The following is a 24,351-nucleotide window of genomic DNA, read 5'->3' as shown; positions in this document are numbered from 1 at the left end:
CAGTGTAGTTAAGCAATCGATAACATAACAGACTTTGTACCTATTTTGTTTTTTGACGAGCTTGTATTTGCAGTGTTTTTTATCTAATACGGTGATGGGTTTAGATCTGATCAGGTTAAACAGTCGGTTATTGATAGCTAAGCGATTTATTTTATGTGGCTTTTACCTTAGTATCCATGAGTATCTTGAGCTTAGTAATAAGCCAACAGCATGACTTTAAGGAAACAACATGGTTCAACCTAATTTATCAGGGATAGGCAAACGCTTGCTTATTTTAGCGGCTGCAGTAGTTGTGCTCGCGGGGGTAAAGGCTGCGAGCGTAGTAATAGTGCCTTTTTTATTATCGTTATTCTTGGCGATTATTTGTAATCCCCTGATTAACTTTTTTGCGCGTTACCGTATTCCAAAAGGGGTGGCGGTAGTGTTGGTGATTTTACTGATCGTGCTGCTTGGTATGTCGTTAGCTGGCTTAGTGGGTCAGTCGGTGAATGACTTTTCTCGTAATATTCCTGAATATAAAGTGAAGTTGCAGCAAGAATTTATTTGGGCAGTTGATGTGGCTGCTAATTATAATATTTTGCTCAACAAAGAACAGATTTTAGAGTTATTTGATCCGGGTAAAGTGATTGATATGGCTTCGAACATGCTTGCTGGTGTGGGAGGAGTGATGACGAATTTATTTCTGATTATATTGACTGTGGTGTTTATGTTGTTTGAAGCGCCGGTGATCAGTAAAAAAGTGCATTTGGCGTTAGACGATCCGGATATGAAAATGAAGCAAATAGATCGCTTCTTAGAGTCAGTCAATGCTTACCTGGCAATTAAAACGTTAGTCAGTTTAGCCACTGGTTTTTGTGCAGGATTATTGCTGTGGATCTTAAATGTGGATTACTTTGTATTGTGGGGGGTGTTGGCATTTATGTTTAATTACATTCCAAATATTGGGTCGATTATTGCAGCAGTCCCGGCAGTGTTATTGGCGTTAATTTTACAAGGGCCAGCAGTGGCCAGCATGGTGGCTGTGGGATATGTCGCCATTAATATGGTGATGGGTAATGTTATCGAGCCGAAATACATGGGCCGAGGATTAGGGTTATCGACCTTAGTGGTGTTTTTATCGTTAATTTTTTGGGGTTGGTTACTGGGTACTGTCGGTATGTTGTTGTCGGTTCCGCTGACAATGATTGTCAAAATTGGTTTAGAGGCGAGTGATGATGGCCGTTGGCTTGCTGTATTACTAGGCTCAGGTGATGAAGAAGGCAGTGTCATTGAGCAATTGTGCCCAGAGCAAATCGAGCAAGAAACAAAAGCTCCGGCAGAATAAGCCCCTAATAAAAAACGCCTGCTTATAAGCTAAGCCGGCGTTTTTTTATGCACTGAATTACAAAGCGCTTACTTGAATTTTAGCGTTTCGGCATGAAATTGTCGTAATTGGAGTTCACAGCGTTTATAGGTAATCGCCGCTGCAATCGTATCGGGCAAAAGATTAAGATAGCGCCAGCGGCAGCTATCTTCTAAGTATTTGTCAAATTCTTGTTCTGACCGTTTAAACACTCTTAATAACTGGACATTGCCTGTTTCAGTTTGCTTTTTTTCTAAATTTAAGCTGATTTTGTTCACATAGGTTTCGGTCGTGCGCTTTTGCTCTGCGATTTTATTTTCGAGGCAGCGGATATAACGCGGATTGGTTGATTTTTCATCTTGGCAGCCATCATCAAAAGCAGACACTGAGCCTGAACACAAAAACGCGAGCGTGGCACAGACGATACTAGCAATTCGTTTTATGGAATATAACATTAAATAAAGCGCCTCCTAACGGGCTATCACTGATGGTTAACTGCCCTTGATAGGCACTGACTAAGTCGTTGACGATGGCCATGCCGATACCATGGCCTGCTTCATAACTATCGAGGCGTTTACCTCGTTCAGTTAAACTGGCACGATCGGCAGGTTTAATACCGGGTCCATCGTCGGACACTGCTACCGTTAGCTGATTGATTTTATCATCGATAACAACCTGAACTTGATTGACACAGGCTTTGCATGCGTTGTCGATCAGGTTGCCGAGAATTTCCATTAAATCGGTCTTGTCACCTAAAAATTGTGCACTCTCACAACAGACTAGGTCAATATTAATCCCTTTGTCACGGTAAACTTTGCTCATGGCATTTAAAATCGATTGCGCAACAGGCGCAACTAAAGTGTGCTTTTTCCAAGTATCGGTTGCACCACTGGCGGCACGTTTGAGCTGATGTTCAATCATATGATTGATGCGATCGAGTTGTTCGTTGTTTTCGGCACTTAATGCTTGTTCACTGGATTTGAGTACAGCTAAGGGGGTTTTAAGCGCATGAGCTAAGTCACTGAGCGATTTACGATATTGCTCTTTTTGCCGGCGTTGTGACTCTAACAGTAAATTGAGATCTTGCTGGATTTTACGCAGCTCTACAGGGTAATGGCCCGCTATTTCAGTATGTTGGCCAGACTCAATCGCCATAATTTCATGATCGAGTAACCGAAGAGGGCGACTACTCCAATAAAAACCTACCATAAGTAAGACACTAATGACGATGCCCATGATGATCAGCCATTCAATCAAGGTTTGTCTAAAGCCTTGCATGACATCGAGTAAGGCGTTGTTATCTTTGAGTAAGTAAAAACTGAAGGTATGTGATGCATCATTGGTGTCATATATGAGTGAAAAACTCAGTTGCCAATACTCACGATCGTCCAAAATGATTTTTTCATAGTGCTTTTCACCGAGTAAGTCCGCTCTTACTTGAGGGTGGACGTCTTTGTTGATACTGGATTCTGATTGCCATTGTTTTTCATCATCTTTATACACATAGGCAAAGGTATCTGAGTTGATGCGGTTGAGCTCAGGTGCCAACAAGGTTTGTGGCATTTCGATGCCATTTTCGGAGAAGTCGACTTCGCCTATAAGCGAATATAAATGGGCTTCGAGGGTATTTTCTGTCGCATCAACCAGCGAGGCATAGTAAGACTTGCCGATAGAAACAAATAATATCGGCAAGGCCACCAGTAATAAAAAGACAAGAATAAACCCTTGCCTAATTTTTAAGGAAATAACAGGCATTACCAATGACTGCGCAAACGATACCCTCGGCCACGCAGTGTTTCAATGGGCGCTATGGTGCCATCAGGGTCGATTTTTTTGCGTAATCTGAGAACAAATACTTCAATTACATTGGAGTCTAAATCAAAATCTTGATCGTAAATATGCTCGGTCAGCTCTGATTTTGAAATCACTTTTTGTGGATTGACCATGAGATATTCCAGCACTCGATATTCGTAGCCAGTTAAGGTCACTTCGAGATCGTTAACCCACACTTGTTGAGAGCGAGTATTGACTTTGATAGGGCCTGCAGACATTTCAGGATTGGCTTGACCGGCGCTGCGGCGAATAAGCGCATTACAGCGCGCAATGAGCTCTTCAGTATGAAATGGTTTAGTCAGGTAGTCGTCTGCACCGGCATCAAGGCCTTCAACTTTGTCTTGCCAGCGATCACGGGCGGTGAGGATTAAAATGGGGAGCTCGGCGTTGTTGGCTCGGGCTTGTTTAATGACTTCGATGCCATCCATTTTAGGTAAGCCTAAATCAATCACAGCTAAATCAAGCGGGTACTCGGTTAAATGAAATAAGCCACTTTCGCCATCGTTTGCGATATCGATACTGTACTTTTCTTTTTCTAAGGCGCTGCGAAGGTTTTCAGCTAAATGAAGATCATCTTCAATAATTAAAATACGCATTAATTTTTATCCTTTTTCACTTTGCCATCCGCTTTATTCACTTTGACATCAATGACGCGACCTTGAGTTTGCAGCACTCTGACTTTGTAGTGCTTGTCTTGATCTTTCACTTTTAATACTTTGCCAGGATATTCCTTTTTGACGATTTGGACTGCTTGGCGCTTGCCCATTTTATCTGCTTTCACCTGTGGATCCGGTGTAGCAGTCGCAAAAAATGGTAATAGGCTAAGCAGTATTACCAAGCATATTCTGTGTGCTGAAAGTGTAGTTCGCATCAAGACTCTCCTCATTGATACCGTCAGTTTAAAGAAGATACCTTGTTAAACTCAAGCTTATTTATCAATTACTTTGCTTATTTTGGGTAATAATGCCCCACCTTATTTCGGTGACTGTGATGAATGGGCGCGATATTGAGCTTTACAGTTATTCGATGACCAGGATGTTCCTTGGTAAATGTATGAAATACATTTCCTTTATATTTATAGGTAACATTAAAGCCTGCTAATTCATTATGGCGATAATCATGCTTAGGTTGTTTATGATGTTGGTGGCGCTCCTGATGACCATGATGTTTTACCCGTACTTTAACGTTATTGTGCTTAAGCTCGGCTGAATAATGCGTTAAAGGGTGTGCCGAATGATTGTAATGCTGCACCGTTTTTTTATAAACGGGAGTGACTTTGATGACTTTGGCTTCATCGTACCAGCTATCGTGGCTGGCTAAAGCGGGGAAACTCAATAGAGTAACGATACTGCTGAGAATTAATGTTTTCATAATAGTGACTCTTTTTGTTAAGGGTTTACCTTAACTTAGAGAGTCACCCATGAATTGTAACTGAACGATTACATTTTGATTTTATGGTAGCACTTTTTTAAATGGCTTTACGATGGATTCGGCATACACACCCGCAGCCACATACGGATCTTCTGAGGCCCATTGGCGTGCCTCTTCAAGTGATGCAAATTCAGCGATGACCAGTGATCCTGTAAAACCGGCCTCTGCTGGCTCGTCACTATCAATGGCCGGCATTGGGCCTGCGACAAACAAACGACCTTGCTCATTCAATGTCTCTAGGCGAGCGAGGTGTGCAGGGCGGGCCTCTTTACGAAGAGGCAGAGAGTTTTCAATATCGGTTGAACAAATCATGTATAACATGGCGCTTCCTTAAGCTGTGTGTCTTATTTGGCCTATTATCTCTGTTTTATTTTGCTTATGTAAAGAATCTTCACAAAAGCTTGAAACAAGGGCTCGAACACTGCTAGCATCGGCGAGATAACATAATAAAAAGAAGGGTCGCTCCATGAGTGCAAGTCGCGAGCATTTTAGTTCTCGTTTAGGGTTTATTTTAGCTGCTGCAGGTTCGGCTGTAGGCATTGGTAATCTGGTGGGATTTCCTGTTTCGGCCACCAAAAATGGTGGGGGCGCGTTTTTAGTGACCTACGCGCTGTTTGTCGCGTTTATTTGTTTACCTGTGATGATGGCCGAAATGGCTATGGGTCGTCATGCTCAAAAAGATCCGCTTGGATCATATCGTCAATTATCAAATAACAGTAAAGGGTGGAGAAAGGCTGGCTTTTTAGCGGTATTAACCCCATTTATGATTGCTGTTTTCTACATGGTTATTACTGTGTGGATTTTCGGTTACTTAGTCCAAACGGGTCTCGGTAATTTAGATTTGCTAGCTCAACCTGAAAGTTTCGGCACGTTTATAAATTCGACCACCGTATTTATTTACATGGCGTTGGTTGGCGTAATTATTAATTTAATTTTGGTCGGTGGTGTTAAGCAAGGCATTGAAAAAGCATCAAAAATATTAATGCCTGCGTTGTTTGTATTATTGATTGGTTTGGTGGGCTATGTGCTGACACTCGATAATGCGATGGCTGGTGTGAAATACTATGTAGTGCCTGATTTTTCTAAACTAGATGCCAGTGTGCTGAACGGGGCCTTGTCGCAAGCGTTCTTTTCGTTATCGCTGGGTATGGGGATTTTGATGACGTATGCCTCGTACATATCTAAAAAAGACGACATTGTTGGTGCAGCTAAAATGGTGGCTGTAACAGACTCGTTAGTGGCATTTATTGCTGGTTTGATGGTTTTACCTGCAATTTTCAGTTTTAATCCTAACACCGATCCTAGCCAATTGAGTGACTCTTCAGTTTCGATGATATTTGTCTACTTACCAAAAATCTTACTCGCCTTGCAAGCTGATGTTGGTTACTTAGGAGCTTCTGTTATTGCGTTTATCTTTTTCTTATTAGTATTTTTTGCTGCGATTACTTCTTTGGTTTCGATTATTGAAGTACCAACATCGACGTTGATGGAAGAGAAAAACTTGAGTCGTAAAAAAGCACTGGGTGTGCTGTCGGTCTCGATGGGGTTATTAACCATTTTATGTACGGTGTCTTTTGGTATGGTCGAATGGTTGACAAATTTCACCAGCTACGGAGGCGGTAATAAGAGCTTATTTGATATTGTGTATGATGTTTTTTATGACACTATCTTGCCGTTAAACGGGCTGCTTGTGTGTTTATTTGTGATGTATCGTTGGAAGAAAAGCGAGTTATCGAAGGAGTTAAGTCAAGGCTGTGATAGCTACCAAGGAAGCTTTATGGAGCGTTATGTGAATTTTTCACTTTCGACGTTTATTCCGGTGATTTTGGCAATTATTTTCATCAATACTGTCGCCACTAAATTCTTTAATGTGAGTTTATTAGGCTTTTAATTTTTTGAGCGCTTCGGCTTGTCCGAAGCGCTATCCTATTGCCCCAGCATCTAAATATTGCCCTAAACCTAACGTAAATAGCCACAACCCCCATACACTGTGCTCTAACACACATACTAAGGTCGAACGCGTGTAAGCATAGGTATAAGCAAACATCAGCCCCCCCACAAACGCCAGTGCTACAGCAATCCAATTGTCGTAAATAAGATGCGCCAAACTAAATGTCAACGCGCTTAGCAGGATCCGCCAGCGTTTGTCTGGGATAATTTTTTTATATCGATGAAAAAAATAAGTTCGAAAGATCAACTCTTGCGGCAAGACCGACACTAAAGGGTACAGCACGATTAACATTAACCAGTTCATCGGGGTGTGTAATGGCAAAGCAAACCAGTGCTCCTGATTCAGCATGGCGTAAAACGCGCAGCTGAAAATAGCCCCGACACTGAATAACGTGAGCATTCGTTTCTTGGCGCTACTGATTTGATTAAAGTTGGTTAACCGAAAGCGTTTAAATTTTGGATCTTTAAGCAGTAAAGTGAAACACCACGCAGTGAGCAATAGCAGCGCAGGAATAAGCAGAGCACGTAAATAGTCTTTAACTAAGTAGCCGCATAACGGTAATAAAATAAAAATGACACACAGTTCAAACCAGCGATATTGGCTGTAATTCATCTAGGCAGGCACTCGCAAACTATCAAAATAAGCTATCAAAAGAGTGTGTAGCAAGCATCACTATCTCATTGCTACGCTCAATAAAGCTTAGCAAGTGCGTGTGTGTTTTATGTGAATCTTTAGTGATCTCGAATTTAGCCAGAAGGGGGTGTCACAGATAAAAAAATAGGGAGCGTGCGCTCCCTATTTTTATGAGTGCTTATACATTGTTCTTACGCGCGATGGGTGGCTGCTTTCATTTTACTAACAAAGGCTTTTAATTCATCTTGCATCACAGCTGGATTATCGAGATGTTGTTCGATAATTTTTACTACCGCAGAGCCTGAAATCGCACCTGCTGCGCCAGAATCAAGCGCTGCTTTTACATGCTCAGGTGATGAAACACCAAAGCCAAGTAAAGCTGGAGCTGCTCGGTATTCAGCGAGCTTTTTAATCATGGCATCAGCAGGTAACTGCACTTGGCTGTCTGTGCCTGTTACACCTGCGCGCGAAAGCAAATAGGTGTATCCACGACCATATGAAGCGCATGTTCGTAAGGTATCGTCATCTGCGTTTGGCGTAGCAATAAATATTTGTTCAATCCCAGCCGCTTTTGAGGCAACTCGAAAAGGTTTTGATTCATGCAGTGGCACATCCGCAATCAAAATTGAATCAACCCCAGCCGCTTTTGCTTGTTGATAAAAATGATCAAGCCCTTTAGCAAAAACCAAATTTGAATACAACAGCAGACCAATAGGGATCTCAGTGTTGTACTCACGAATTTGTTTGATAATGGCAAAACAAGCATCAGTATTGATGTGTTGCTCAAGAGCACGAATGTTAGCCGCTTGAATAACCGGACCATCAGCGATTGGGTCGGAAAATGGGATACCCAGCTCTAATGCATCGGCTCCACCATCGATCAGGCTTTTAATGATGTCAACACTTAAGGCTGCATTCGGATCACCAATAGTAACAAAAGGAACAAACGCTCCTTGTTGTTTGGCGGCTAGTTGCTCAAATGTGGCTTGATAACGGCTCATAGTTTGCCTCCTGCAGTTAATACACTGTGAACATGGGTCAAATCTTTATCGCCTCGGCCACTTAAGTTGACAACGAGTATGGTTTCCTCAGTTTGCGCTTCGGCCATTTTTAACGCATAAGCAAGTGCGTGACTCGATTCAAGAGCAGGGATAATACCTTCATTGCGCGCTAAAGACTGAAAAGCCTCTAATGCTTCATCATCACTAATAGCGACATATTGAGCGCGACCCGTTTCGTGTAAAAACGCGTGTTGCGGGCCGACAGCTGGGTAATCAAGACCAGCAGAGACTGAATACGACTCTTCAATTTGGCCATCGGTATTTTGCATGATGTAAGTGTAAGCACCGTGCAAAATGCCTTTCGTTCCTTTACATAATGCCGCACCGTGCTCGTCTGTATTGAGCCCTTTACCTGCGGGCTCTACGCCAATTAACTTCACCGATGGCTCATCAATAAAGTCGGTAAACATCCCAATGGCATTGGAGCCGCCGCCCACACACGCGATGACCGCATCAGGTAAGCGACCTTCTGCTTTTAATACTTGTTGTTTGGCTTCTTCACCAATCATTTTTTGGAATTCGCGCACGACGGTTGGGAATGGGTGCGGGCCTGCTGCGGTGCCCAATAAGTAGTGAGCATCTTTATAGTTTGCAGACCAGTCGCGCATTGCTTCATTAACGGCATCTTTGAGAGTACCAGAGCCCGCTGTGACAGGAATAACTTCGGCTCCCATGAGTTTCATACGAAACACATTCGGTTGCTGGCGCTCGACATCTTTGGCACCCATGTAAACACGACACTTTAAGCCTAATAATGCACAAGCTAAAGCTGTGGCGACACCATGTTGACCCGCACCGGTTTCGGCAATGACTTCTTTTTTGCCCATCCGCTTCGTTAATAAAGCTTGGCCAAGCACTTGGTTAGTTTTGTGCGCGCCACCGTGTAATAAGTCTTCACGTTTTAGATATAATTTGACTTTTGGGTTGCTGATCAAGTTACGAGTAAGGGTCAAAGGCGTTGGCCGACCGGCATACTCATTGAGTAATTGTTGAAACTCTGCTTGAAAAGCTGGATCTTTCTGAGCTAGGTTAAACTCTTGCTCGAGCTGCTTAAGCGCAGGGACGAGGAGCTCTGGCACAAACATGCCCCCAAACTCACCAAAATAGGCTGGATTTTGCATTTTCACCTCATTCATTCTTTAAATTTGCAAATACTGCTGCGATTTTTGTTGGACACTTTTTCCCTGGGCTTGTTTCGACCCCAGAGTTAATGTCTAAACCAATGGCGTGTGTGCCACGGGCTTGTTTAATGTTTTGGCTATTGAGTCCGCCAGCTAACATAAAGCCAGCTTGTTCATCTAACAACTGCCAATTAAATTGTTGACCTGTTCCACCGGCTAATGTGTCACTGTGTGTATCAAATAGATAACGATCTGCCCCTTGAACGAGTTCGGGTAGTTGCTTTGCGACACTGTGGGCTTTCCACACTTCACACCCAGTAGGGAGCTGTGCTTTTAATGTGGCAATAAACGCTGAATCTTCTTGTCCATGCAGTTGAATGGCATGTAGTTGTAAGCGTTGTGCGTGCTCGATGATATCAGTCACATCAGCATTCACAAAGACCCCAACAAACTTTAATGGAGCACTTTGTACAATCGCTTGCGCACAATCAAAATCGACAAAACGAGGGGACTTAGGATAAAAAATTAAGCCACCGTAAACTGCACCATTGTTGTAGGCTGCAATAGCGTCATCGGTGCGAGTTAAGCCGCAGACTTTATTTTGTCCATAAATCAGTGTTCGACAGGCTAAATCTAAATCGGTCTGTGCCATTAATGAACTGCCGACTAAAAAACCATTACACAGTGGGCGCAAGCGTTTTACATCATCATGGGTGTAAATCCCTGATTCTGATATGACGACTTTGTCCGTTGGGATGAGGGTCCGTAAGTGCTCAGTTGTTGCTAAATCTGTACTGAGGTCACGCAAATTACGGTTATTAATCCCGATGATGTTTGCATCTAAGGCGAGTGCACGCATAACCTCTTCTTCATTGCTGACCTCCGTTAAAATGCTCATGTTCAGTGAGCGTGCAACGGTTGCAAGCGCTTGGTATTGAGCATCGTCGAGCACAGATAACATCAGTAAAATCGCATCAGCACCATGTAAGCGGGCGTAATAGACTTGATATTCATCAATGTAAAAATCTTTCCCTATCAGAGGTTGATTGACAGATTCTCGTACTTTTTTCAAATAATTAAAGTTACCTTGAAAATATTTTTCATCTGTTAAGACACTGATGCAGGTGGCATATTTTTTATATACGGTTGTGATTTCATCAAGATTAAATACATCACGAATTAACCCTTTTGATGGTGAGGCTTTTTTACACTCTAAAATGTAATGTGTGCCAGGCGCGGCTAGAGCACCATGGAAATCGCGTTGGCTCGGTGTAACGTCATTGATGAAGCTTACAAGCGGCTCAGCCACTTTACGCCCGGCGATTTCTAATTTTTTATCGGCGACAATTTTTTCTAGTACATTAGCCATGACTTGCCTCAATGATGTTGTTTAAGGTGTGCAATGCTGAGCCACTTTGCAACACAGAGCGCACTGTGTCCGCTGCGTCTCGGAACGATTTGGCTTTATTTGCGAGATAGAGTAAAGCGGCGACATTGGCAATAATTGCTGCGTTATGAGCTTCGCTTCCGGCTCCTGATAAAATGGCCTTGCTGGCCTTGGCGTTTGATTCAGGACCATGACCTGCTAAATCACTCAATGCAAAGTGCTCTAAACCAAAATCAGACGGGTTTAAGGTATATTGCGTCAGCTCATCTTGATTAAGTTCGACCACATGGGTTTCGCCATGCAGAGCAATTTCATCAGTGCCTGCACCATGAACAACCATAGCCCGTTTGCAACCTAAGGTGCGCAGCGTTTGTGCCATTGGCAGGCATAAAGTTGGGTCGTAGACACCCAGTAATTGAATTTCAGGTGCAGCAGGGTTTGCCAGTGGGCCGAGTATATTAAAAATTGTGCGGGTTTTTAGGGTTGTTCGCACTGGCATCGCGTGTTTAACACCTTGATGGTAGAGCGGGGCAAATAAAAAGGTAAACCCTGTTTGCTCGAGGCATTTGCAGGCTTGTTCGGGAGTCATGTGAATGTTGATGCCCAGAGCCGTTAATAAATCTGCAGAGCCTGAGTTACTCGATACGCTTTTATTGCCATGTTTGACCATGTTTAAACCACAGGCAGCTGCAACAATCGCCGCTGTGGTGGAAATATTAATGGTATTAGAGCCATCGCCTCCGGTGCCACAGCTATCAGCAGTGTGTGTGGCTTTAGCTGTAAAAGGCACCGCATTCGCGCGCATCGCTTTGGCTGCACCAGCAATTTCATCGGCTGTTTCAGTTTTGATTTTTAACGCGATTAATGCTGCACTGAGCTGTATTTCGTTGACTTGACCTTTCATTACTGCATCGAAAAACTCTGTGGCTTGTTCGAATGATAAATCAGTTTGGGCAATCAATTGATGAATAAGAGTTTCCATTTGCTTATCCTGCTTGGCTTAAATATTCTAAACTCTGACGCAGTAATACTGAGCCATTGGGGGTTAAGATCGATTCTGGGTGAAATTGATAACCGATCACTTTATCTTGCTGGTGATACACCGCCATTGGGATCCCTTCAAAATCAGCTATCACAGCTAAATCTTCAGGCACATGTGTGGCCATCAGAGAATGATAGCGCGCCACTGGCATCGTCTCACCTAAGTCAGTAAACACCGGGTGAGCGGCTAAGTTAATATTGGATGATTTCCCATGTACAGTTTGGCCTGCGTGACCAATTACGCCCCCATAACTTTGAGTTAACGCTTGTTGGCCTAGACAAATTCCAAGCATTGGAAATTGCCCTTTACATAACGAAATCAATTCCATTAAACATCCGGCTTCGCTTGGTGCACCAGGCCCGGGTGATAAAACCAAAATAACAGGGGATGTTTCTTTGTTCATTTGATTAACAATAAACTGGGCACTGACATTATTTCGATAAACAATCAATTCAGCGCCAAGCTGTGCAAATTCATCAACCAAGTTATAACTGAAAGAATCAAAATTATCTAAGAAGTAAATTTTATATTTCATAATTTTACCTCGGTTAAAGTAGATTGAATGGCGTTAATTACGGCTTGCGCTTTGGCGCGTGTTTCATTGGCTTCAGCTTGCGGGTTAGAATCAAATACCACACCGGCACCAGCTTGCACATATGCAGTATTGTTGCTTACAAACGCGCTTCGGATCACAATGCAGGTGTCCATTGAACCATCTCCTGTGAGATATCCAACCGCGCCACCGTAGCTACCGCGGCGTTTTTTCTCTGTTTGGCGAATTAATTCAGCGGCTTTGACTTTCGGAGCCCCGACTAACGTGCCCATATTCATGCAAGCTTGATAAGCGTGAATCGCATCAAGCTCAGGTTTAAGCTGGCCAACTACACGAGACACTAAATGCATCACTTGTGAGTAGCGATCGACTTTTAATAGCTCTTTTGCAAAGCGTGTTCCTGGGACGGCAATCCGAGCCACATCATTACGGGCTAAATCGACTAACATTAAATGCTCGGCGCGTTCTTTTTCATCGTTTCGTAGGTCAAGTTCAATACGACTATCTAAATCTGGATTGATGCTGCCATCAGCATTTTTTCCTCGAGGGCGAGTCCCTGCAATCGGATAGACCTCAACCTGATCTGAATCTGCGCAGTATTTTAATGCGGACTCGGGTGAGGCACCAAACAAGATAAAATCTTGGTCATTCATATAAAACATGTATGGGCTTGGGTTTTGCACTTTTAATTGTTTATAAGCTGCAAGGGGATCGGGACAGGCTAGGCTAAACGTGCGTGATGGCACAACCTGAAAGATGTCACCATCAACAATATGCTTTTTCAACTCGATGACTTGTTGGCAAAAGGCTTCGTCACTGATATCAACATGAATTGTTTTATCTGCTTGGCATGCTGACGGTTGGTATTCGTGCACATCGGAGCACAATTGATTGAGTTCTTCTAACTGTTGCCCGACTTCAAAACAATTGGCATGTACATCGGGGCCATTAAAGACATTGCCTACTAATTCAGTGGTCTGTTTTTGGTGGTCAATGATTAATAATGTTTCGGCTAAATAAAACACATAATCTGGGCAGCTGTTATCTTTGCTGCTCACATCGGGTAATTGTTCGAAATTGGCCACCATGTCGTACGCAAAGACACCACCAAGGAAAAGAGCAAATGGATGAGCTGTGGTACTTTTGATTTTGTTAATGCAGGTACGTAAAGCACTAAATGCATTATCCGATGTTAGACGTTTGTACTCGTCTAAATCAGAGGCGGGTGTTTGGTAACGAAGCGTCAGGCTACTGGTTTGCAAATCAACTGAGCAATGCTCCACTTGCTTGGCAAGATAAGGCAGCAATTGTCTACCGTTATTCGATTGTGCATGTAAAGTAACCTGTTCACCTTGGCATTCAATACGAATAGCGGCATCGACTAAAATTAAACTTTTCACACTGTCTTTAGAATCAATTTCAGCCGATTCGAGTAACAGTGAATTTTTTTTAGTTAACTTTGCATACACAGATAAGGGGCTGGCGATGTATTCACGTGCGAGCGTAATGCTCGTCACTTCCCCTGGACTGGTGGTTATATGGCTAAAAATCAAAACTCATTCCCTCTAAAACAAAAAAACCCGCATTGGTCATGGCGGGTATGAAAAACTTAAGACACAAGTCATCCTTCCCGTTAAGGCAAACGCCACCACCAAGTAGTATGATTAGTCTTTAAGTTGTTCATTATTAACCTCAAATTTCGCATATAAAAAAACCCGCAAGATGCGGGTTTTAAAAAACTGTTAGACACGACAGTTCTCACCCGCTGATTACGAGTGCCACCACCAAATGATTGAAAGTGTGTGAACTGATTGATTCATTATTATTCATTGCCTTGTCTATATTCGGGCTTTAGTAAACAGGATAAGGGGTACTAGTGTCAAGGCTTTTGCTACGCAATTGTATATTATTATTTTAACAAATAGTGACTATCTGGTTATAAACGCCTTAAGCATATCTTTTATGGCAAGACGGCTGCTATAATTATATGACTAATGCCTCGCAATATATTGATTTAATTCCATGAAATACGACTTACACAGTCATACACTTTATTCGGATGGCAGCTTAAGCCCCGCGGACCTCATCGATCGTGCCATCGAGAAAAAAGTGGACGTGTTGGCAATCACAGATCACGATACCATTAATGCGTTGCCTGAAAGCCATGCATATATTGCAGATAATGACTTACCATTGACACTAATAAATGGCGTGGAAATTTCAACAAAGTGGAAAAGTTTTGAAATTCATATCGTCGGTTTAAACATTGATGTGACCAATGATACCTTGTTGGCTTTGTTAGACGAGCAACAAAAAAAGCGCGAAGCTAGAGCGATGGAAATTGGCATCCGCTTAGCTAAACATGGAATAGATACGCCTTATGAATCGGCCAAAGCGTTAGCGGGCAATGCGCAAGTAACAAGAGCGCACTTTGCGCGTGTTATTGTGGCACAAGGACAAGCTAAAAATGTGCCTGCAGTATTTAAAAAGTTTTTGGCGCGTGGAAAAATAGGTTACACCCCAAGTGAGTGGTGTGATATGCAAACGGCAATTCACGCAATTAATGCAGCGGGTGGCCAAGCGGTGCTTGCTCATCCTGGCCGTTATCAATTGTCGAATAAATGGCTTAGGCAGTTATTGCAGGACTATAAAGCTGCTGGTGGACAAGCAATGGAAGTGGCTCAGCCTCAACAAGCGCCCACAGAGCGACAGTTTTTAGGCCAATTGAGCCAAGAATATCAATTGTTAGGTTCACAAGGGTCTGATTTTCATTTTCCGACCAGTTGGTTGGAGTTAGGTAAAAATTTATATTTACCCAAAGACTGCCAAGCCGTGTGGCAATCATGGCCGACAGAAAGTCTAAATGGATAAAAGATAATACAGGAATGAATAAATTATGAGTCAGTTTTTTCAAATACATGTGGATAACCCACAAGCAAGATTAATTCGTCAAGCCATTGAAGTGATTCAAAAAGGTGGGGTGATTGTTTACCCAACTGATTCTGGGTATGCACTTGGCTGCAGTATCGGCAATAAAGTCGCAATGGAACGAATTCAAAAAATTCGAGCGCTCGAAAAGCATCATAATTTAACTTTGATGTGTCGCGACTTATCTGAGTTATCGACGTACTCACGTGTTGATAATCAAATCTTCCGTCTGGTTAAAAATAACACTCCAGGGCCGTATACGTTTATCTTCAAAGGTACAAAAGAAGTGCCAAAGCGGTTATTGAATGATAAAAAGAAAACGATTGGGATCCGAGTGCCAGACCATAAAATTACCCAAGCGTTACTTGAAGAATTAGGTGAGCCTTTAATGTCATGTTCACTGATTCTGCCAGGACAGCCACATACTGAGTCCGATCCTGAGGTGATTCGTGATCGACTCGAAAAACAGGTGGATTTAATAATTGATGGTGGCTATTTAATCGAACAAGCGACCACTGTAATTGACCTATCAGAAGACAGCATTGAAATATTGCGTGCTGGCTGTGGTGATGTCACTCCTTTTGAATAAAGCGCCATGAGTAATCCAGTTCAAAGTGTGTTACCGCTGGCTTTTTTGCATGGTGAGGCGTTTACTCAGCGACCGCAAGATCTCTATATTCCACCCGATGCACTTGAGGTGGCTTTGGAAGCTTTTGAAGGCCCGCTTGATTTATTGTTGTATCTGATAAAGCGCCATAAACTTGATATTCTTGAATTATCTATTCATTCGATTACTTGTCAGTATGTTCAATATGTCGAGTTAATGAAAGAGTTTAAGCTTGAATTAGCTGCTGAGTATCTTGTGATGGCTGCGTTATTGGCGCAGATCAAATCTCGACTTTTATTACCAGTACATGAAGAGCTAGCGGGCGAGGAAGAAGATCCTAGAGCAGAACTGGTCCGGCGGTTACAAGAGTACGAGCAATTCAAAAAAGCAGCTGAAGGATTAGATGATATTCCACGTTTAGATCGAGATGTGTTTGTTGTCGAGCTGCCAACGCCAATTAAAGATAAACCAGACGCGCTGTTACCTGATGTAAATATCAAAGAATTGCTGGTGGCATTAACAGATGTAATGGCCAGAGCGCAGATCTTTACACATCATCAAATAAGTGCCGAAGTACTCTCAACCCGAGAGCGAATGAGCCAGATTTTATCTGTATTATCTCAGCAAGACGATTTTGTAGAATTCGCTTTGCTCTTTGATTTACAAGAAGGCCGTAGCGGGGTGGTTGTCACCTTTATTGCTTTGCTGGAACTAATCAAAGAAGGATTAATTGAGTGTGTACAGCCAACGTTTGATGCTCAACTATATTTACGTTTGAAAGGTGCTGAGCCTCAATAGCGTTTATCAGATTAAAACAATGTATTTGCTTGGCATTACCTGTCATAATATCCATTAAATGTTTGTTTCACTTCGCATCGCTAACATTTGATGTTTGTTAGGTTATAGCATGAGCCATTCCCCGATTTCTGATCAACAATTAACACAACTAATTGAAGCTAGTATTTTTGTGGCAGGAAAGCCTGTCACGATTGAAATGCTGAAGTCATCAGTACTCGAAGAGTTTAATGTGTCCAAAAAGCGGATTAAACAGTGCCTTGATGAAATAACGCTACACTATAGTGACCGTGGTATATGCTTAGTGAATGTAGCATCGGGTTATCGATTTGAGAGTCATGCGAGTTTGGCTCCTTGGTTAGGGAAATTATGGCCTGATAAGGCGCCTAAGTATTCTCGGGCGTTATTGGAAACCTTATCGTTAATTGCTTATCGCCAGCCGATTACTCGAGGTGAAATAGAACAAGTACGTGGCGTGACCGTCAGTAGCCAGATTATGAAACAGCTACAAGACAGACAATGGATTGATATTGTTGGACATAAAGAGGTGCCGGGGCGTCCAGCGTTGTATGCAACAACAAAACAATTTTTAGATTATTTTTCGTTAGCTGGTTTAGAGCAACTGCCGCCGTTACCGCAGTTGCAAGAAAGTAAAATAGATCAGCTTTTAAGAGACCCTTCAGTGAGTGAACTGTCCAAATGAGTGAAAAACTGCAAAAAGTATTAGCCCGAGCCGGTAAAGGCTCTCGCCGTGAGATAGAAAAGTTTATCGAAGCTAATCGCGTGAGTGTCGATGGTAAAGTGGCACGTCTAGGGGATAGGGTTGAGCCTAATCAATCCATCCGCCTCGATGGCCATACGGTTAAAATAGAAGAACCAGAAGAGCGAATTTGTCGTGTATTAATGTACCACAAACCAGAAGGTGAGCTGTGTACTCGCAAAGATCCTGAAGGACGCCCGACTGTATTTGATCGTCTTATGCGTTTAGATGATGACCGCTGGATTGCGGTGGGTCGACTTGATGTCAATACATCGGGTTTATTATTGTTTACTAATGATGGTGAGCTTGCGAACCGTTTAATGCACCCAAAATATGAAGTTGAGCGTGAGTATGCGGTACGTGTTTTTGGTGAAGTTACAACACAAACACTCAAAACCTTAACAACAGGTGTTGAGCTTGAGGATGGCCCTGCTAAGTTTCTAAAAATTAAGCCTCATGGTGGCGAAGGCATTAATAAGTGGTTTAATGTCATTTTAACTGAAGGCCGTAATCGTGAAGTAAGACGTTTATGGCAGTCTCAAGATGTAGAAGTGTCGCGTTTGATTCGTGTTCGCTATGGCGATCTTGAGTTAGGCAAACGCATGCCTCAAGGTGGTTGGGAAGAGCTAAACTTAACGGAAGTGAATTACCTACGTAAATTAGTTGATTTAGGGCGTGAAACAGAAACTAAGTTATCTGTCATTCCTGAAAAACGTAAAGACAAACGCGCGAAAATTTCACGCATTCGTAAAGCGGTTAAAAAACATAAACAACGCACGCCAGTGAAAAAACGGACTTAATTTTTGTTTAATCACTGAAGTAAAAAACCGCCCAAAGTAATGACTTTGAGCGGTTTTTTAATATAGCGGGCAGTAAAAAATATTATTTTTGCTGTGCATCGATTGATTGGCCATTTACCCCAATCGAACGATCGCTCATCAAATACATGTAGGTAGGCATTAAATCAATCGCTTTGGCTAATTTGCTACGATCTTCACCCGGATAGGCCGCTGCACGCATACTTGTTTGAGTTGCACCTGGGTTAATACAGTTTATTCTGATATTGGTTTTGGTCACTTCTTTTGACCACGTTTGCATCATCCCTTCAACAGCAAATTTTGAAATAGCATAGGCGCCCCAAAATTCACGGCCTTCACGACCAACACCTGAAGAAGTAAAAATAATTGAAGCATTGTCTGATTTACGCAAAATAGGAAACATATATTTTGTTAAAACAGCCTGTGCGGTCACATTCACTTTCATGATGTTTTCGAACGTAGAGACACAAAAGTGCTCAAGTGGACCTAATGAACCCAAAATACCGGCATTATTTAACAAGCCATCTAAGCGGCCGAATTGATTTTCGATTGTGGCTGCTAAATCGCGGTAATGCTGTTTAGTCGCACCTTTCATATCTAATGGCACAATTGCGGGTTGTGGACCGCCAGCTTCAACAATTTCATCATAGACACATTCAAGTTTTTTGACCGTTTTACCTAACAAGATAACGGTTGCGCCAGCCTTCGCATACTCCAGCGCAGCAACACGGCCGATCCCGTCACCAGCACCAGTAATTAAAATAACTTTATTTTGAAGTTCTAGGGGATGTTTTTGCTCGTTTTGCATTAGAATATCCAATATTGAATTTTGTGCTATTTTATCACAGCAAATTAATGAAGTTGTGGAATTTATGTAAAATTTAGTGGCGAAAGTATTTCGTTTACGTTAACTTTAACTGGTCTAATGTCTGAATAATAATCACCGAACATATTTTTCAATAACTATTAAAAATAAGAAGATCGGGATCGGAGCTATAAATATGAAGAAAGTGCTACTCTCACTCGCAATTACCGCTGCATTAACAGGTTGTGGTGGAGGCGAAAGCCTCGAAGATATCAAAAATAAAGAGATCACAGTGATCCCTGCCTCAACAGTTGCCTTTGATCCGTCAAATGGCGTTGTGTCTGTGCCAAATGATTTACTTTTTGGTGGCACAAAAGATGGCACACTTAATATGCCAGGCGAAGCGGCTGAGCAAATTAATTATGCTGACCCACAAACCGCATTAGGGGCACTCGATGGTTGGTCTACACAAACCCCGTATGTAATTGACTTAATTTTCCCTGCCAACGTGTCATTGGATCAAACTTCTGTTGTGACGCCTGATTCAGTACGAATTTTTGAAGTGATAATGGGCGCAAGTTTAGTTGACCAAGATTGCTCAACTGTGCCTGCGGGATTAGGTTGTAAATTGGTTGGTGAATTAACCTATGGTGTAGATTTTGCGACTAAACCTGTTGGTGATAGCATCGCAATTATCCCGTTAAGACCTTTTAAGCCGGGTTCATCATACATTAATGTTTTGACTACGGGTGTTAAAGACAGTGAAGGTCGTTCTGTTAAGCCGTCTTCGACCTATAGTTTAGTTAAACAAGATATCAATACCCTTCCACTCGTTACTCCTGCGCAAAAACAACTTCAAACAGCGATAAACAGCTATGAAAATGTTATTACATCGAGTGGAATGATTACTAAAGAAGAGATTATCTTTTCTGGTGCGATGACAATGCAATCAGTAGGGACAGCACTGTCTACCGCTAAGAAATTAATGGCGGCTAATTTGCAGCTGAATCCTGCAGCACTTCCGCGCGTGGCAATCAATACAGATGCACCTGTAATAAGTGTTGCAGACATTTTTGCTAGTTTAGGTATGACGGATATTAATCCGTTATTTAGTGCGGTTAAGTATCAAAAAGGTACGATAGCTTTGCCTATCTACAATAAAATGCCTCAAGGTACAGGGATGGAAGCGTTAGCGCAAAGTACATGGCAAGGTTTATGTGACAATGCAGTCACTGTTGCCGGCTATAAAGCACTTGCTGGAGCTGCGTATCCAGTTGATCCGGTTAGTGAAGCTGATGGCCTATGTTTTGCGTTAAGCGAAGGGAGACTTCGTGATTTGGGACTTGATCCACAAAAGCACTTAACTAAATATAATTCTGTACCAAAAGTTCAATATTTAGAAAATACAGAAGTGCAATTCACGACTCCTGATAGTGACTTATCATTAATTAACTATGTACGTTCAACACAAGGTTTGCCAGCTATCGCGATGCCTGAAAGTGGCTGGCCTGTGGTGATTTTACAACATGGTATTACTCGTCAAAAAGAAGATATGCTTGCAGTGACTGCGGCCTTAACATTACAAGGCTTTGCAACTATTGCCATTGATCACCCAATGCATGGCACACGTGGTATAGATGTTGATGCTGATGGCCAAGATGACTTTAATGCCACCACAAAATCAGTTCTTCATTATATGAACTTGACTTCGCTATTGGTTGCACGTGATAACCTTCGCCAATCTGCAGCCGACTTATTGGCTTTGCGTTTAGGGTTGAATTTCATTAATGTGCCAAACATTAACAGTCAAGATGTCAGCTATGTGGGGCAATCATTAGGCTCTGTGGTCGCTCCAATGTTTATGACTCAAGCTAATCAATCACTTGGAAATCCAATGGTTGATGCAATGTTCAAAGTATCAAGTGCGTCTCTATCAAGTGGCGGCGGTGGTGTAGCAAGTTTCTTACTTGAATCACAAGAGTTTGGTCCATTTATACAAGCCTCGGTATTAACTGCTGCAGGAACTGATGAATCAGCTGAGTTTTTGGCGTTTGTACAATCAGTGCCAGCTAACTGTGTTGCATATGCGGCAGATCCTGAAGCATTTGTTACTTGTTCATATGGCGAATTCATGGCGTCATTACAGCAAGCTGGTGAAGTAGAGAAAATTGCTAATATTCAAGCTGCGTTTACTCAGTTTACTTTTGCAGCTCAAACGGTTTTAGATGGTGCAGATTCTACTAACTATGCGGCAGCGCTTCAGGTAACAGGCACTCCAGTTCATATTAGCTTAGTTGTGGGTGATGGCATGGACAACAAGATGGATACTGTTATCCCTCCTTATACCATGAACAACCCGTTAGCGAGTACCATTCCATTTGCAGCGATGGCAGGGTTAAGTGTTGCAACAGAAACGCAGATGACTGCTGAACCTATGTCATATGTCACTAAGTTCATCAAAGGTCATCATGGGTCGTTACTGACTCCTGCAACCAGAGATGGAGCGGGAGCAACAGCTGAGGAAAGTGCTCGCGCTAATGCAGAAATGCAATTGCAAATGGCGACTTTCTTAGCTAGCCGTGGCCGTATGTTAGTGGTTGGCGATAGTAGTTTATTAACCCAATAACTTATTTAAAGTTGAAAAAGCCGCTTTTTAGCGGCTTTTTTTTACCTATTTTTTTTGTAACTGACGTGATAAGTTTCATTAAAATTTATAATGAGGTTCGACTTTGGAATTTTTATATCAATATGGCTTATTTTTTGCCAAAACAATCACTTTCTTAATTGCTGCCGCTATTCTCATGGTCCTTTTTACTAGTGCTGCTCATAAACCGAAAAGCAAAAAAGGTGAAATTCAACTTGAAGATGTGTCAGCTGAACTTGATAAACTCAAAGCTGAATTTTTAGCAAATACGCTGAAAAAAGATGAATTAAAAAAATGGAAAAAAGCTCAGAAAAAAGCAGAAAAATTGTTAGATAAAGAAACAGATAAAAAACTGTATGTAATTGACTTTAAAGGGAGTATAGATGCACATGAAGTTGAACAACTCCGAGAGGAAATAACGGCCATTTTGACCATAGCACGACCTGAGAAAGATCAAGTATTGGTTCGCCTTGAAAGTGGCGGTGGAGTGGTGCATGGATATGGTTTAGCAGCCTCTCAATTACAACGAATTAAAAATGCCAAGGTTGAGTTGACTATTTGTGTTGATAAAGTGGCGGCTAGTGGAGGCTATATGATGGCGTGTGTCGCTGATAAATTAGTCGCAGCCCCTTTTTCAATTATTGGTTCTATCGGTGTTATTGCACAAATCCCTAACTTTCATAAAATTTTAAAGAAGAATGATGTTGATTTTGAGCAAATAACTGCGGGGGAGTTTAAGCGCACATTAACGTTATTTGGTGAAAATACCGATCAAGCGAGAGATAAATTTCGTGATGAGATACAACAAACTCATGAATTATTTAAAACATTCGTAAGTAACGAACGCCCTAATTTGAATATGTCTGAAGTTGCTACAGGAGAACATTGGTTTGCAACGCAGGCGTTTGATAAAGGGCTAGTTGATAAAATCGCAACAAGCGATGATATATTGCTTGAAGCCAATAAAGAGCGTCAGATTTTCAAAGTGCAATTTACGATGAAAAAATCGATGACAGAAAAACTAGGGATTGGATTAAGTTTATCGCTCGAAAAAGCAGTGATAAAATTCATGTCAGCAATGAATGTAATAAAACCTCATTAAACCATGTTTTATAGAGAGATTAAAAATGCCGAGTATTGACTCGGCATTTTTATATTTAACCAGAAATCAGGTTAAGCAGCGTTTATTTTTTAAAATTAATTTCTTCGAGTTCTTTTGCTGCATTCATATCATTAAAGATGTTTTGGTCAAATTCACCCTCCGATTTTGCGACTACACACGTTACCATACAATCGCCAGTGACATTGACAGCCGTACGCGTCATGTCAAGCAGTCGGTCAACGCCCATGATAATTGCAATCCCTTCTACAGGTAAGCCAACTTGATTGAGTACCATTGCCAGCATAATTAAACCTACACCGGGAACACCCGCAGTTCCCACAGACGCAAGTGTGGCAGTCAGTATCACCATTAAATAATCTGAGATACTTAAATCTACAGCAAAGACTTGCGCGATAAAGACAGTCGCAACACCTTGCATGATGGCTGTACCATCCATGTTAATAGTCGCGCCAAGTGGGACAGTAAATGAAGCCACACTGTTTTTTGCGCCAAGTTTCTTAGTCGCTGTTTCTAGCGTGATTGGCATGGTTGCGCTGGAACTTGAAGTGCTAAATGCAAACAGCGCTGCATCTTTCATCTTCATCAAGAATGTTAGGGGGCTCAGGTTCGCAAGTAGTTTTAATAATATGCTGTAATTTATAAAGGCATGAATTATCAATGCAAACAACACAACAAGGAAATATTTACCAAGACTTAAAATGACGCCCACTTCTATGGTCGTGAAAAGTTTAGCCATTAAACAAAAGACACCAATAGGAGCGACATTCATTAGCAAGGTCACCAGCTTTAAAATAATAACATTTAAGTCATCAAAAATGAGTCCTAAACGCTTTCCTGGTTCACCACTTAGTGCCAGTGCAATACCGAATAGTAATGAAAATACAATGACTTGTAGCATGTTTCCATTAGCCATGGCGCTAATTGGATTAGTCGGAAACATGTTAATAATTACTTGGACTAGACTAGGGGCACTTTTATTGTCAAAGGTCGCATCAGTTGGAATCGCGACACCGTCACCTGGGCTGAAAAATAACGCTAAGCTAATCGCTACCGTTATCGCAATCGCAGTGGTTAATAAATACAGTGCGATGGATTTTCCGCCTAAGCGCCCAAGCTTGGCTGGATCACTTAAGTTGCAAGTACCACAAACTAAAGAAATAAAGACCAAAGGGACAACCAGCATTTTTAAGCTAGCTATAAAAATGGCCCCACCAATATGAAATAGGCCATCAACAAAAAAGCCTTTTATCGCTAAGTCGAATAAGCCAAGTGAAATATATCGTTCGCCAGCATCCCCAATAATAAATTTGAGGACAGAGCCTAACAATATGCCAAACACCATACCGATCATGATGCGGCTCGTAAGACTGAGAGAGGTTCTTCTAGTCATAAAAAATAACTACTATTATTAAAATTTTACATAGCCTACCAGTCAAATTAAATTATTAAAGCTAAAAGCGGTAACTTTTTTCAAAAATGCTATGATTTTTACATTGCGAATAGGTTAAGATAGGGTA

General features: G+C 41.9%; 24 protein-coding genes. 9 read left to right on the top strand and 15 right to left on the bottom strand.

Features of this window, described 5'->3' with window-relative positions:
- Positions 1-229 precede the first annotated feature (229 nt).
- Positions 230-1,324, top strand: a complete 1,095-nt coding sequence (locus PULV_RS02485) for an AI-2E family transporter (RefSeq protein ID WP_193330849.1) — start codon at positions 230-232, stop codon at positions 1,322-1,324.
- 68 nt (positions 1,325-1,392) lie between these two features.
- Here PULV_RS02485 and PULV_RS02480 read toward each other — a convergent pair whose 3' ends face one another.
- The 6 genes from PULV_RS02480 to PULV_RS02455 form a co-directional block, all read right to left on the bottom strand.
- Positions 1,393-1,797 carry a lysozyme inhibitor LprI family protein gene (locus PULV_RS02480; RefSeq protein WP_086743050.1) on the bottom strand — a complete coding sequence of 135 codons (405 nt, stop codon included), beginning with the start codon at positions 1,795-1,797 and terminating at the stop codon, positions 1,393-1,395.
- Entirely contained in the window at positions 1,769-3,103 is a 1,335-nt protein-coding gene (locus tag PULV_RS02475) for an ATP-binding protein (protein WP_086743051.1), read from the bottom strand. The genes PULV_RS02480 and PULV_RS02475 overlap by 29 nt, the downstream gene beginning before the upstream one ends.
- Positions 3,097-3,771 carry a response regulator transcription factor gene (locus PULV_RS02470; protein WP_086743052.1) on the bottom strand — a complete coding sequence of 225 codons (675 nt, stop codon included), beginning with the start codon at positions 3,769-3,771 and terminating at the stop codon, positions 3,097-3,099. The genes PULV_RS02475 and PULV_RS02470 overlap by 7 nt, the downstream gene beginning before the upstream one ends.
- On the bottom strand, positions 3,771-4,046 hold the full coding sequence (locus tag PULV_RS02465; protein WP_176365131.1) for a PepSY domain-containing protein: 276 nt from the start codon (positions 4,044-4,046) through the stop codon (positions 3,771-3,773). The genes PULV_RS02470 and PULV_RS02465 overlap by 1 nt, the downstream gene beginning before the upstream one ends.
- 77 nt (positions 4,047-4,123) lie before the next feature.
- A complete protein-coding gene (locus PULV_RS02460) occupies positions 4,124-4,546 on the bottom strand; it encodes a hypothetical protein (protein WP_086743054.1) in 423 nt (140 codons plus the stop codon).
- Between the two features lie 81 nt (positions 4,547-4,627).
- Positions 4,628-4,927, bottom strand: coding sequence for a YciI family protein (locus tag PULV_RS02455; RefSeq protein WP_086743055.1), 300 nt, complete (start codon positions 4,925-4,927; stop codon positions 4,628-4,630).
- A gap of 145 nt (positions 4,928-5,072) precedes the next feature.
- On the opposite strand from PULV_RS02455, the gene PULV_RS02450 reads away from it, so the two are divergent.
- On the top strand, positions 5,073-6,497 hold the full coding sequence (locus PULV_RS02450) for a sodium-dependent transporter (protein ID WP_193330848.1): 1,425 nt from the start codon (positions 5,073-5,075) through the stop codon (positions 6,495-6,497).
- 30 nt (positions 6,498-6,527) lie between these two features.
- Here PULV_RS02450 and PULV_RS02445 read toward each other — a convergent pair whose 3' ends face one another.
- The 7 genes from PULV_RS02445 to PULV_RS02415 all read right to left on the bottom strand — a co-directional run bounded on the left by PULV_RS02445 (position 6,528) and on the right by PULV_RS02415 (position 13,907).
- On the bottom strand, positions 6,528-7,169 hold the full coding sequence (locus PULV_RS02445; protein ID WP_086743057.1) for a CPBP family intramembrane glutamic endopeptidase: 642 nt from the start codon (positions 7,167-7,169) through the stop codon (positions 6,528-6,530).
- Between the two features lie 212 nt (positions 7,170-7,381).
- The gene (gene trpA / locus PULV_RS02440) at positions 7,382-8,191 is read right to left on the bottom strand and encodes a tryptophan synthase subunit alpha (protein WP_193330847.1); all 810 of its coding nucleotides are present in this window, start codon (positions 8,189-8,191) and stop codon (positions 7,382-7,384) included.
- Positions 8,188-9,372, bottom strand: coding sequence for a tryptophan synthase subunit beta (gene trpB / locus PULV_RS02435; protein WP_193330846.1), 1,185 nt, complete (start codon positions 9,370-9,372; stop codon positions 8,188-8,190). The genes trpA and trpB overlap by 4 nt, the downstream gene beginning before the upstream one ends.
- A 7-nt stretch (positions 9,373-9,379) precedes the next feature.
- Positions 9,380-10,741, bottom strand: coding sequence for a bifunctional indole-3-glycerol-phosphate synthase TrpC/phosphoribosylanthranilate isomerase TrpF (gene trpCF / locus PULV_RS02430; protein WP_086743059.1), 1,362 nt, complete (start codon positions 10,739-10,741; stop codon positions 9,380-9,382).
- A complete protein-coding gene (gene trpD / locus PULV_RS02425; RefSeq protein WP_086743060.1) occupies positions 10,734-11,741 on the bottom strand; it encodes an anthranilate phosphoribosyltransferase in 1,008 nt (335 codons plus the stop codon). The genes trpCF and trpD overlap by 8 nt, the downstream gene beginning before the upstream one ends.
- Before the next feature lie 4 nt (positions 11,742-11,745).
- Entirely contained in the window at positions 11,746-12,336 is a 591-nt protein-coding gene (locus PULV_RS02420; protein ID WP_086743061.1) for an aminodeoxychorismate/anthranilate synthase component II, read from the bottom strand.
- On the bottom strand, positions 12,333-13,907 hold the full coding sequence (locus PULV_RS02415; RefSeq protein WP_193330845.1) for an anthranilate synthase component 1: 1,575 nt from the start codon (positions 13,905-13,907) through the stop codon (positions 12,333-12,335). The genes PULV_RS02420 and PULV_RS02415 overlap by 4 nt, the downstream gene beginning before the upstream one ends.
- A 469-nt stretch (positions 13,908-14,376) precedes the next feature.
- Here PULV_RS02415 and rnm point away from each other — a divergent pair, with 469 nt between their 5' ends.
- The 5 genes from rnm to rluB all read left to right on the top strand — a co-directional run bounded on the left by rnm (position 14,377) and on the right by rluB (position 18,244).
- Complete coding sequence (rnm, locus tag PULV_RS02410) at positions 14,377-15,225, top strand: RNase RNM (RefSeq protein ID WP_193330844.1); 849 nt, start codon at positions 14,377-14,379, stop codon at positions 15,223-15,225.
- Positions 15,226-15,250: 25 nt separating this feature from the next.
- Positions 15,251-15,871 (top strand): L-threonylcarbamoyladenylate synthase, encoded by a 621-nt coding sequence (locus tag PULV_RS02405; RefSeq protein ID WP_193330843.1) that lies wholly within the window; start codon positions 15,251-15,253, stop codon positions 15,869-15,871.
- A gap of 6 nt (positions 15,872-15,877) precedes the next feature.
- On the top strand, positions 15,878-16,687 hold the full coding sequence (locus PULV_RS02400; RefSeq protein WP_193330842.1) for a segregation and condensation protein A: 810 nt from the start codon (positions 15,878-15,880) through the stop codon (positions 16,685-16,687).
- Between the two features lie 109 nt (positions 16,688-16,796).
- Entirely contained in the window at positions 16,797-17,387 is a 591-nt protein-coding gene (scpB, locus tag PULV_RS02395; RefSeq protein WP_086743066.1) for an SMC-Scp complex subunit ScpB, read from the top strand.
- A complete protein-coding gene (gene rluB, locus PULV_RS02390; protein WP_086743067.1) occupies positions 17,384-18,244 on the top strand; it encodes a 23S rRNA pseudouridine(2605) synthase RluB in 861 nt (286 codons plus the stop codon). Before scpB ends, rluB begins: the two co-directional genes overlap by 4 nt.
- A gap of 82 nt (positions 18,245-18,326) precedes the next feature.
- Here rluB and PULV_RS02385 read toward each other — a convergent pair whose 3' ends face one another.
- Complete coding sequence (locus PULV_RS02385; protein ID WP_086743068.1) at positions 18,327-19,070, bottom strand: YciK family oxidoreductase; 744 nt, start codon at positions 19,068-19,070, stop codon at positions 18,327-18,329.
- A 193-nt stretch (positions 19,071-19,263) separates the two neighbouring features.
- Here PULV_RS02385 and PULV_RS02380 point away from each other — a divergent pair, with 193 nt between their 5' ends.
- Positions 19,264-21,693 carry a VolA/Pla-1 family phospholipase gene (locus PULV_RS02380; RefSeq protein ID WP_193330841.1) on the top strand — a complete coding sequence of 810 codons (2,430 nt, stop codon included), beginning with the start codon at positions 19,264-19,266 and terminating at the stop codon, positions 21,691-21,693.
- Positions 21,694-21,796: 103 nt separating this feature from the next.
- Positions 21,797-22,813, top strand: a complete 1,017-nt coding sequence (sohB, locus tag PULV_RS02375; protein WP_193330840.1) for a protease SohB — start codon at positions 21,797-21,799, stop codon at positions 22,811-22,813.
- 82 nt (positions 22,814-22,895) lie between these two features.
- On the opposite strand, the gene PULV_RS02370 is transcribed toward sohB, so the two are convergent.
- Positions 22,896-24,224 carry a dicarboxylate/amino acid:cation symporter gene (locus tag PULV_RS02370; protein WP_193330839.1) on the bottom strand — a complete coding sequence of 443 codons (1,329 nt, stop codon included), beginning with the start codon at positions 24,222-24,224 and terminating at the stop codon, positions 22,896-22,898.
- Positions 24,225-24,351: the final 127 nt, after the last annotated feature.

The sequence above is a fragment of the Pseudoalteromonas ulvae UL12 genome (assembly GCF_014925405.1).
Lineage (GTDB): Bacteria > Pseudomonadota > Gammaproteobacteria > Enterobacterales > Alteromonadaceae > Pseudoalteromonas > Pseudoalteromonas ulvae.
This window is presented reverse-complemented; position numbering and strand designations above follow the sequence as displayed.

Coding starts and splice junctions, on each gene's coding strand:
- rnm (WP_193330844.1), top strand. CDS start 14,377: ATGAAATACGACTTACACAGTCATACACTTTATTCGGATGGCAGCTTA.
- PULV_RS02455 (WP_086743055.1), bottom strand. CDS start 4,927: ATGTTATACATGATTTGTTCAACCGATATTGAAAACTCTCTGCCTCTT.
- PULV_RS02480 (WP_086743050.1), bottom strand. CDS start 1,797: ATGTTATATTCCATAAAACGAATTGCTAGTATCGTCTGTGCCACGCTC.
- PULV_RS02370 (WP_193330839.1), bottom strand. CDS start 24,224: ATGACTAGAAGAACCTCTCTCAGTCTTACGAGCCGCATCATGATCGGT.
- PULV_RS02400 (WP_193330842.1), top strand. CDS start 15,878: ATGAGTAATCCAGTTCAAAGTGTGTTACCGCTGGCTTTTTTGCATGGT.
- PULV_RS02485 (WP_193330849.1), top strand. CDS start 230: ATGGTTCAACCTAATTTATCAGGGATAGGCAAACGCTTGCTTATTTTA.
- PULV_RS02405 (WP_193330843.1), top strand. CDS start 15,251: ATGAGTCAGTTTTTTCAAATACATGTGGATAACCCACAAGCAAGATTA.
- PULV_RS02380 (WP_193330841.1), top strand. CDS start 19,264: ATGAAGAAAGTGCTACTCTCACTCGCAATTACCGCTGCATTAACAGGT.
- trpD (WP_086743060.1), bottom strand. CDS start 11,741: ATGGAAACTCTTATTCATCAATTGATTGCCCAAACTGATTTATCATTC.
- PULV_RS02450 (WP_193330848.1), top strand. CDS start 5,073: ATGAGTGCAAGTCGCGAGCATTTTAGTTCTCGTTTAGGGTTTATTTTA.
- PULV_RS02465 (WP_176365131.1), bottom strand. CDS start 4,046: ATGCGAACTACACTTTCAGCACACAGAATATGCTTGGTAATACTGCTT.
- rluB (WP_086743067.1), top strand. CDS start 17,384: ATGAGTGAAAAACTGCAAAAAGTATTAGCCCGAGCCGGTAAAGGCTCT.
- trpCF (WP_086743059.1), bottom strand. CDS start 10,741: ATGGCTAATGTACTAGAAAAAATTGTCGCCGATAAAAAATTAGAAATC.
- PULV_RS02445 (WP_086743057.1), bottom strand. CDS start 7,169: ATGAATTACAGCCAATATCGCTGGTTTGAACTGTGTGTCATTTTTATT.
- PULV_RS02460 (WP_086743054.1), bottom strand. CDS start 4,546: ATGAAAACATTAATTCTCAGCAGTATCGTTACTCTATTGAGTTTCCCC.
- PULV_RS02470 (WP_086743052.1), bottom strand. CDS start 3,771: ATGCGTATTTTAATTATTGAAGATGATCTTCATTTAGCTGAAAACCTT.
- scpB (WP_086743066.1), top strand. CDS start 16,797: ATGAGCCATTCCCCGATTTCTGATCAACAATTAACACAACTAATTGAA.
- trpB (WP_193330846.1), bottom strand. CDS start 9,372: ATGCAAAATCCAGCCTATTTTGGTGAGTTTGGGGGCATGTTTGTGCCA.
- PULV_RS02420 (WP_086743061.1), bottom strand. CDS start 12,336: ATGAAATATAAAATTTACTTCTTAGATAATTTTGATTCTTTCAGTTAT.
- trpA (WP_193330847.1), bottom strand. CDS start 8,191: ATGAGCCGTTATCAAGCCACATTTGAGCAACTAGCCGCCAAACAACAA.
- PULV_RS02385 (WP_086743068.1), bottom strand. CDS start 19,070: ATGCAAAACGAGCAAAAACATCCCCTAGAACTTCAAAATAAAGTTATT.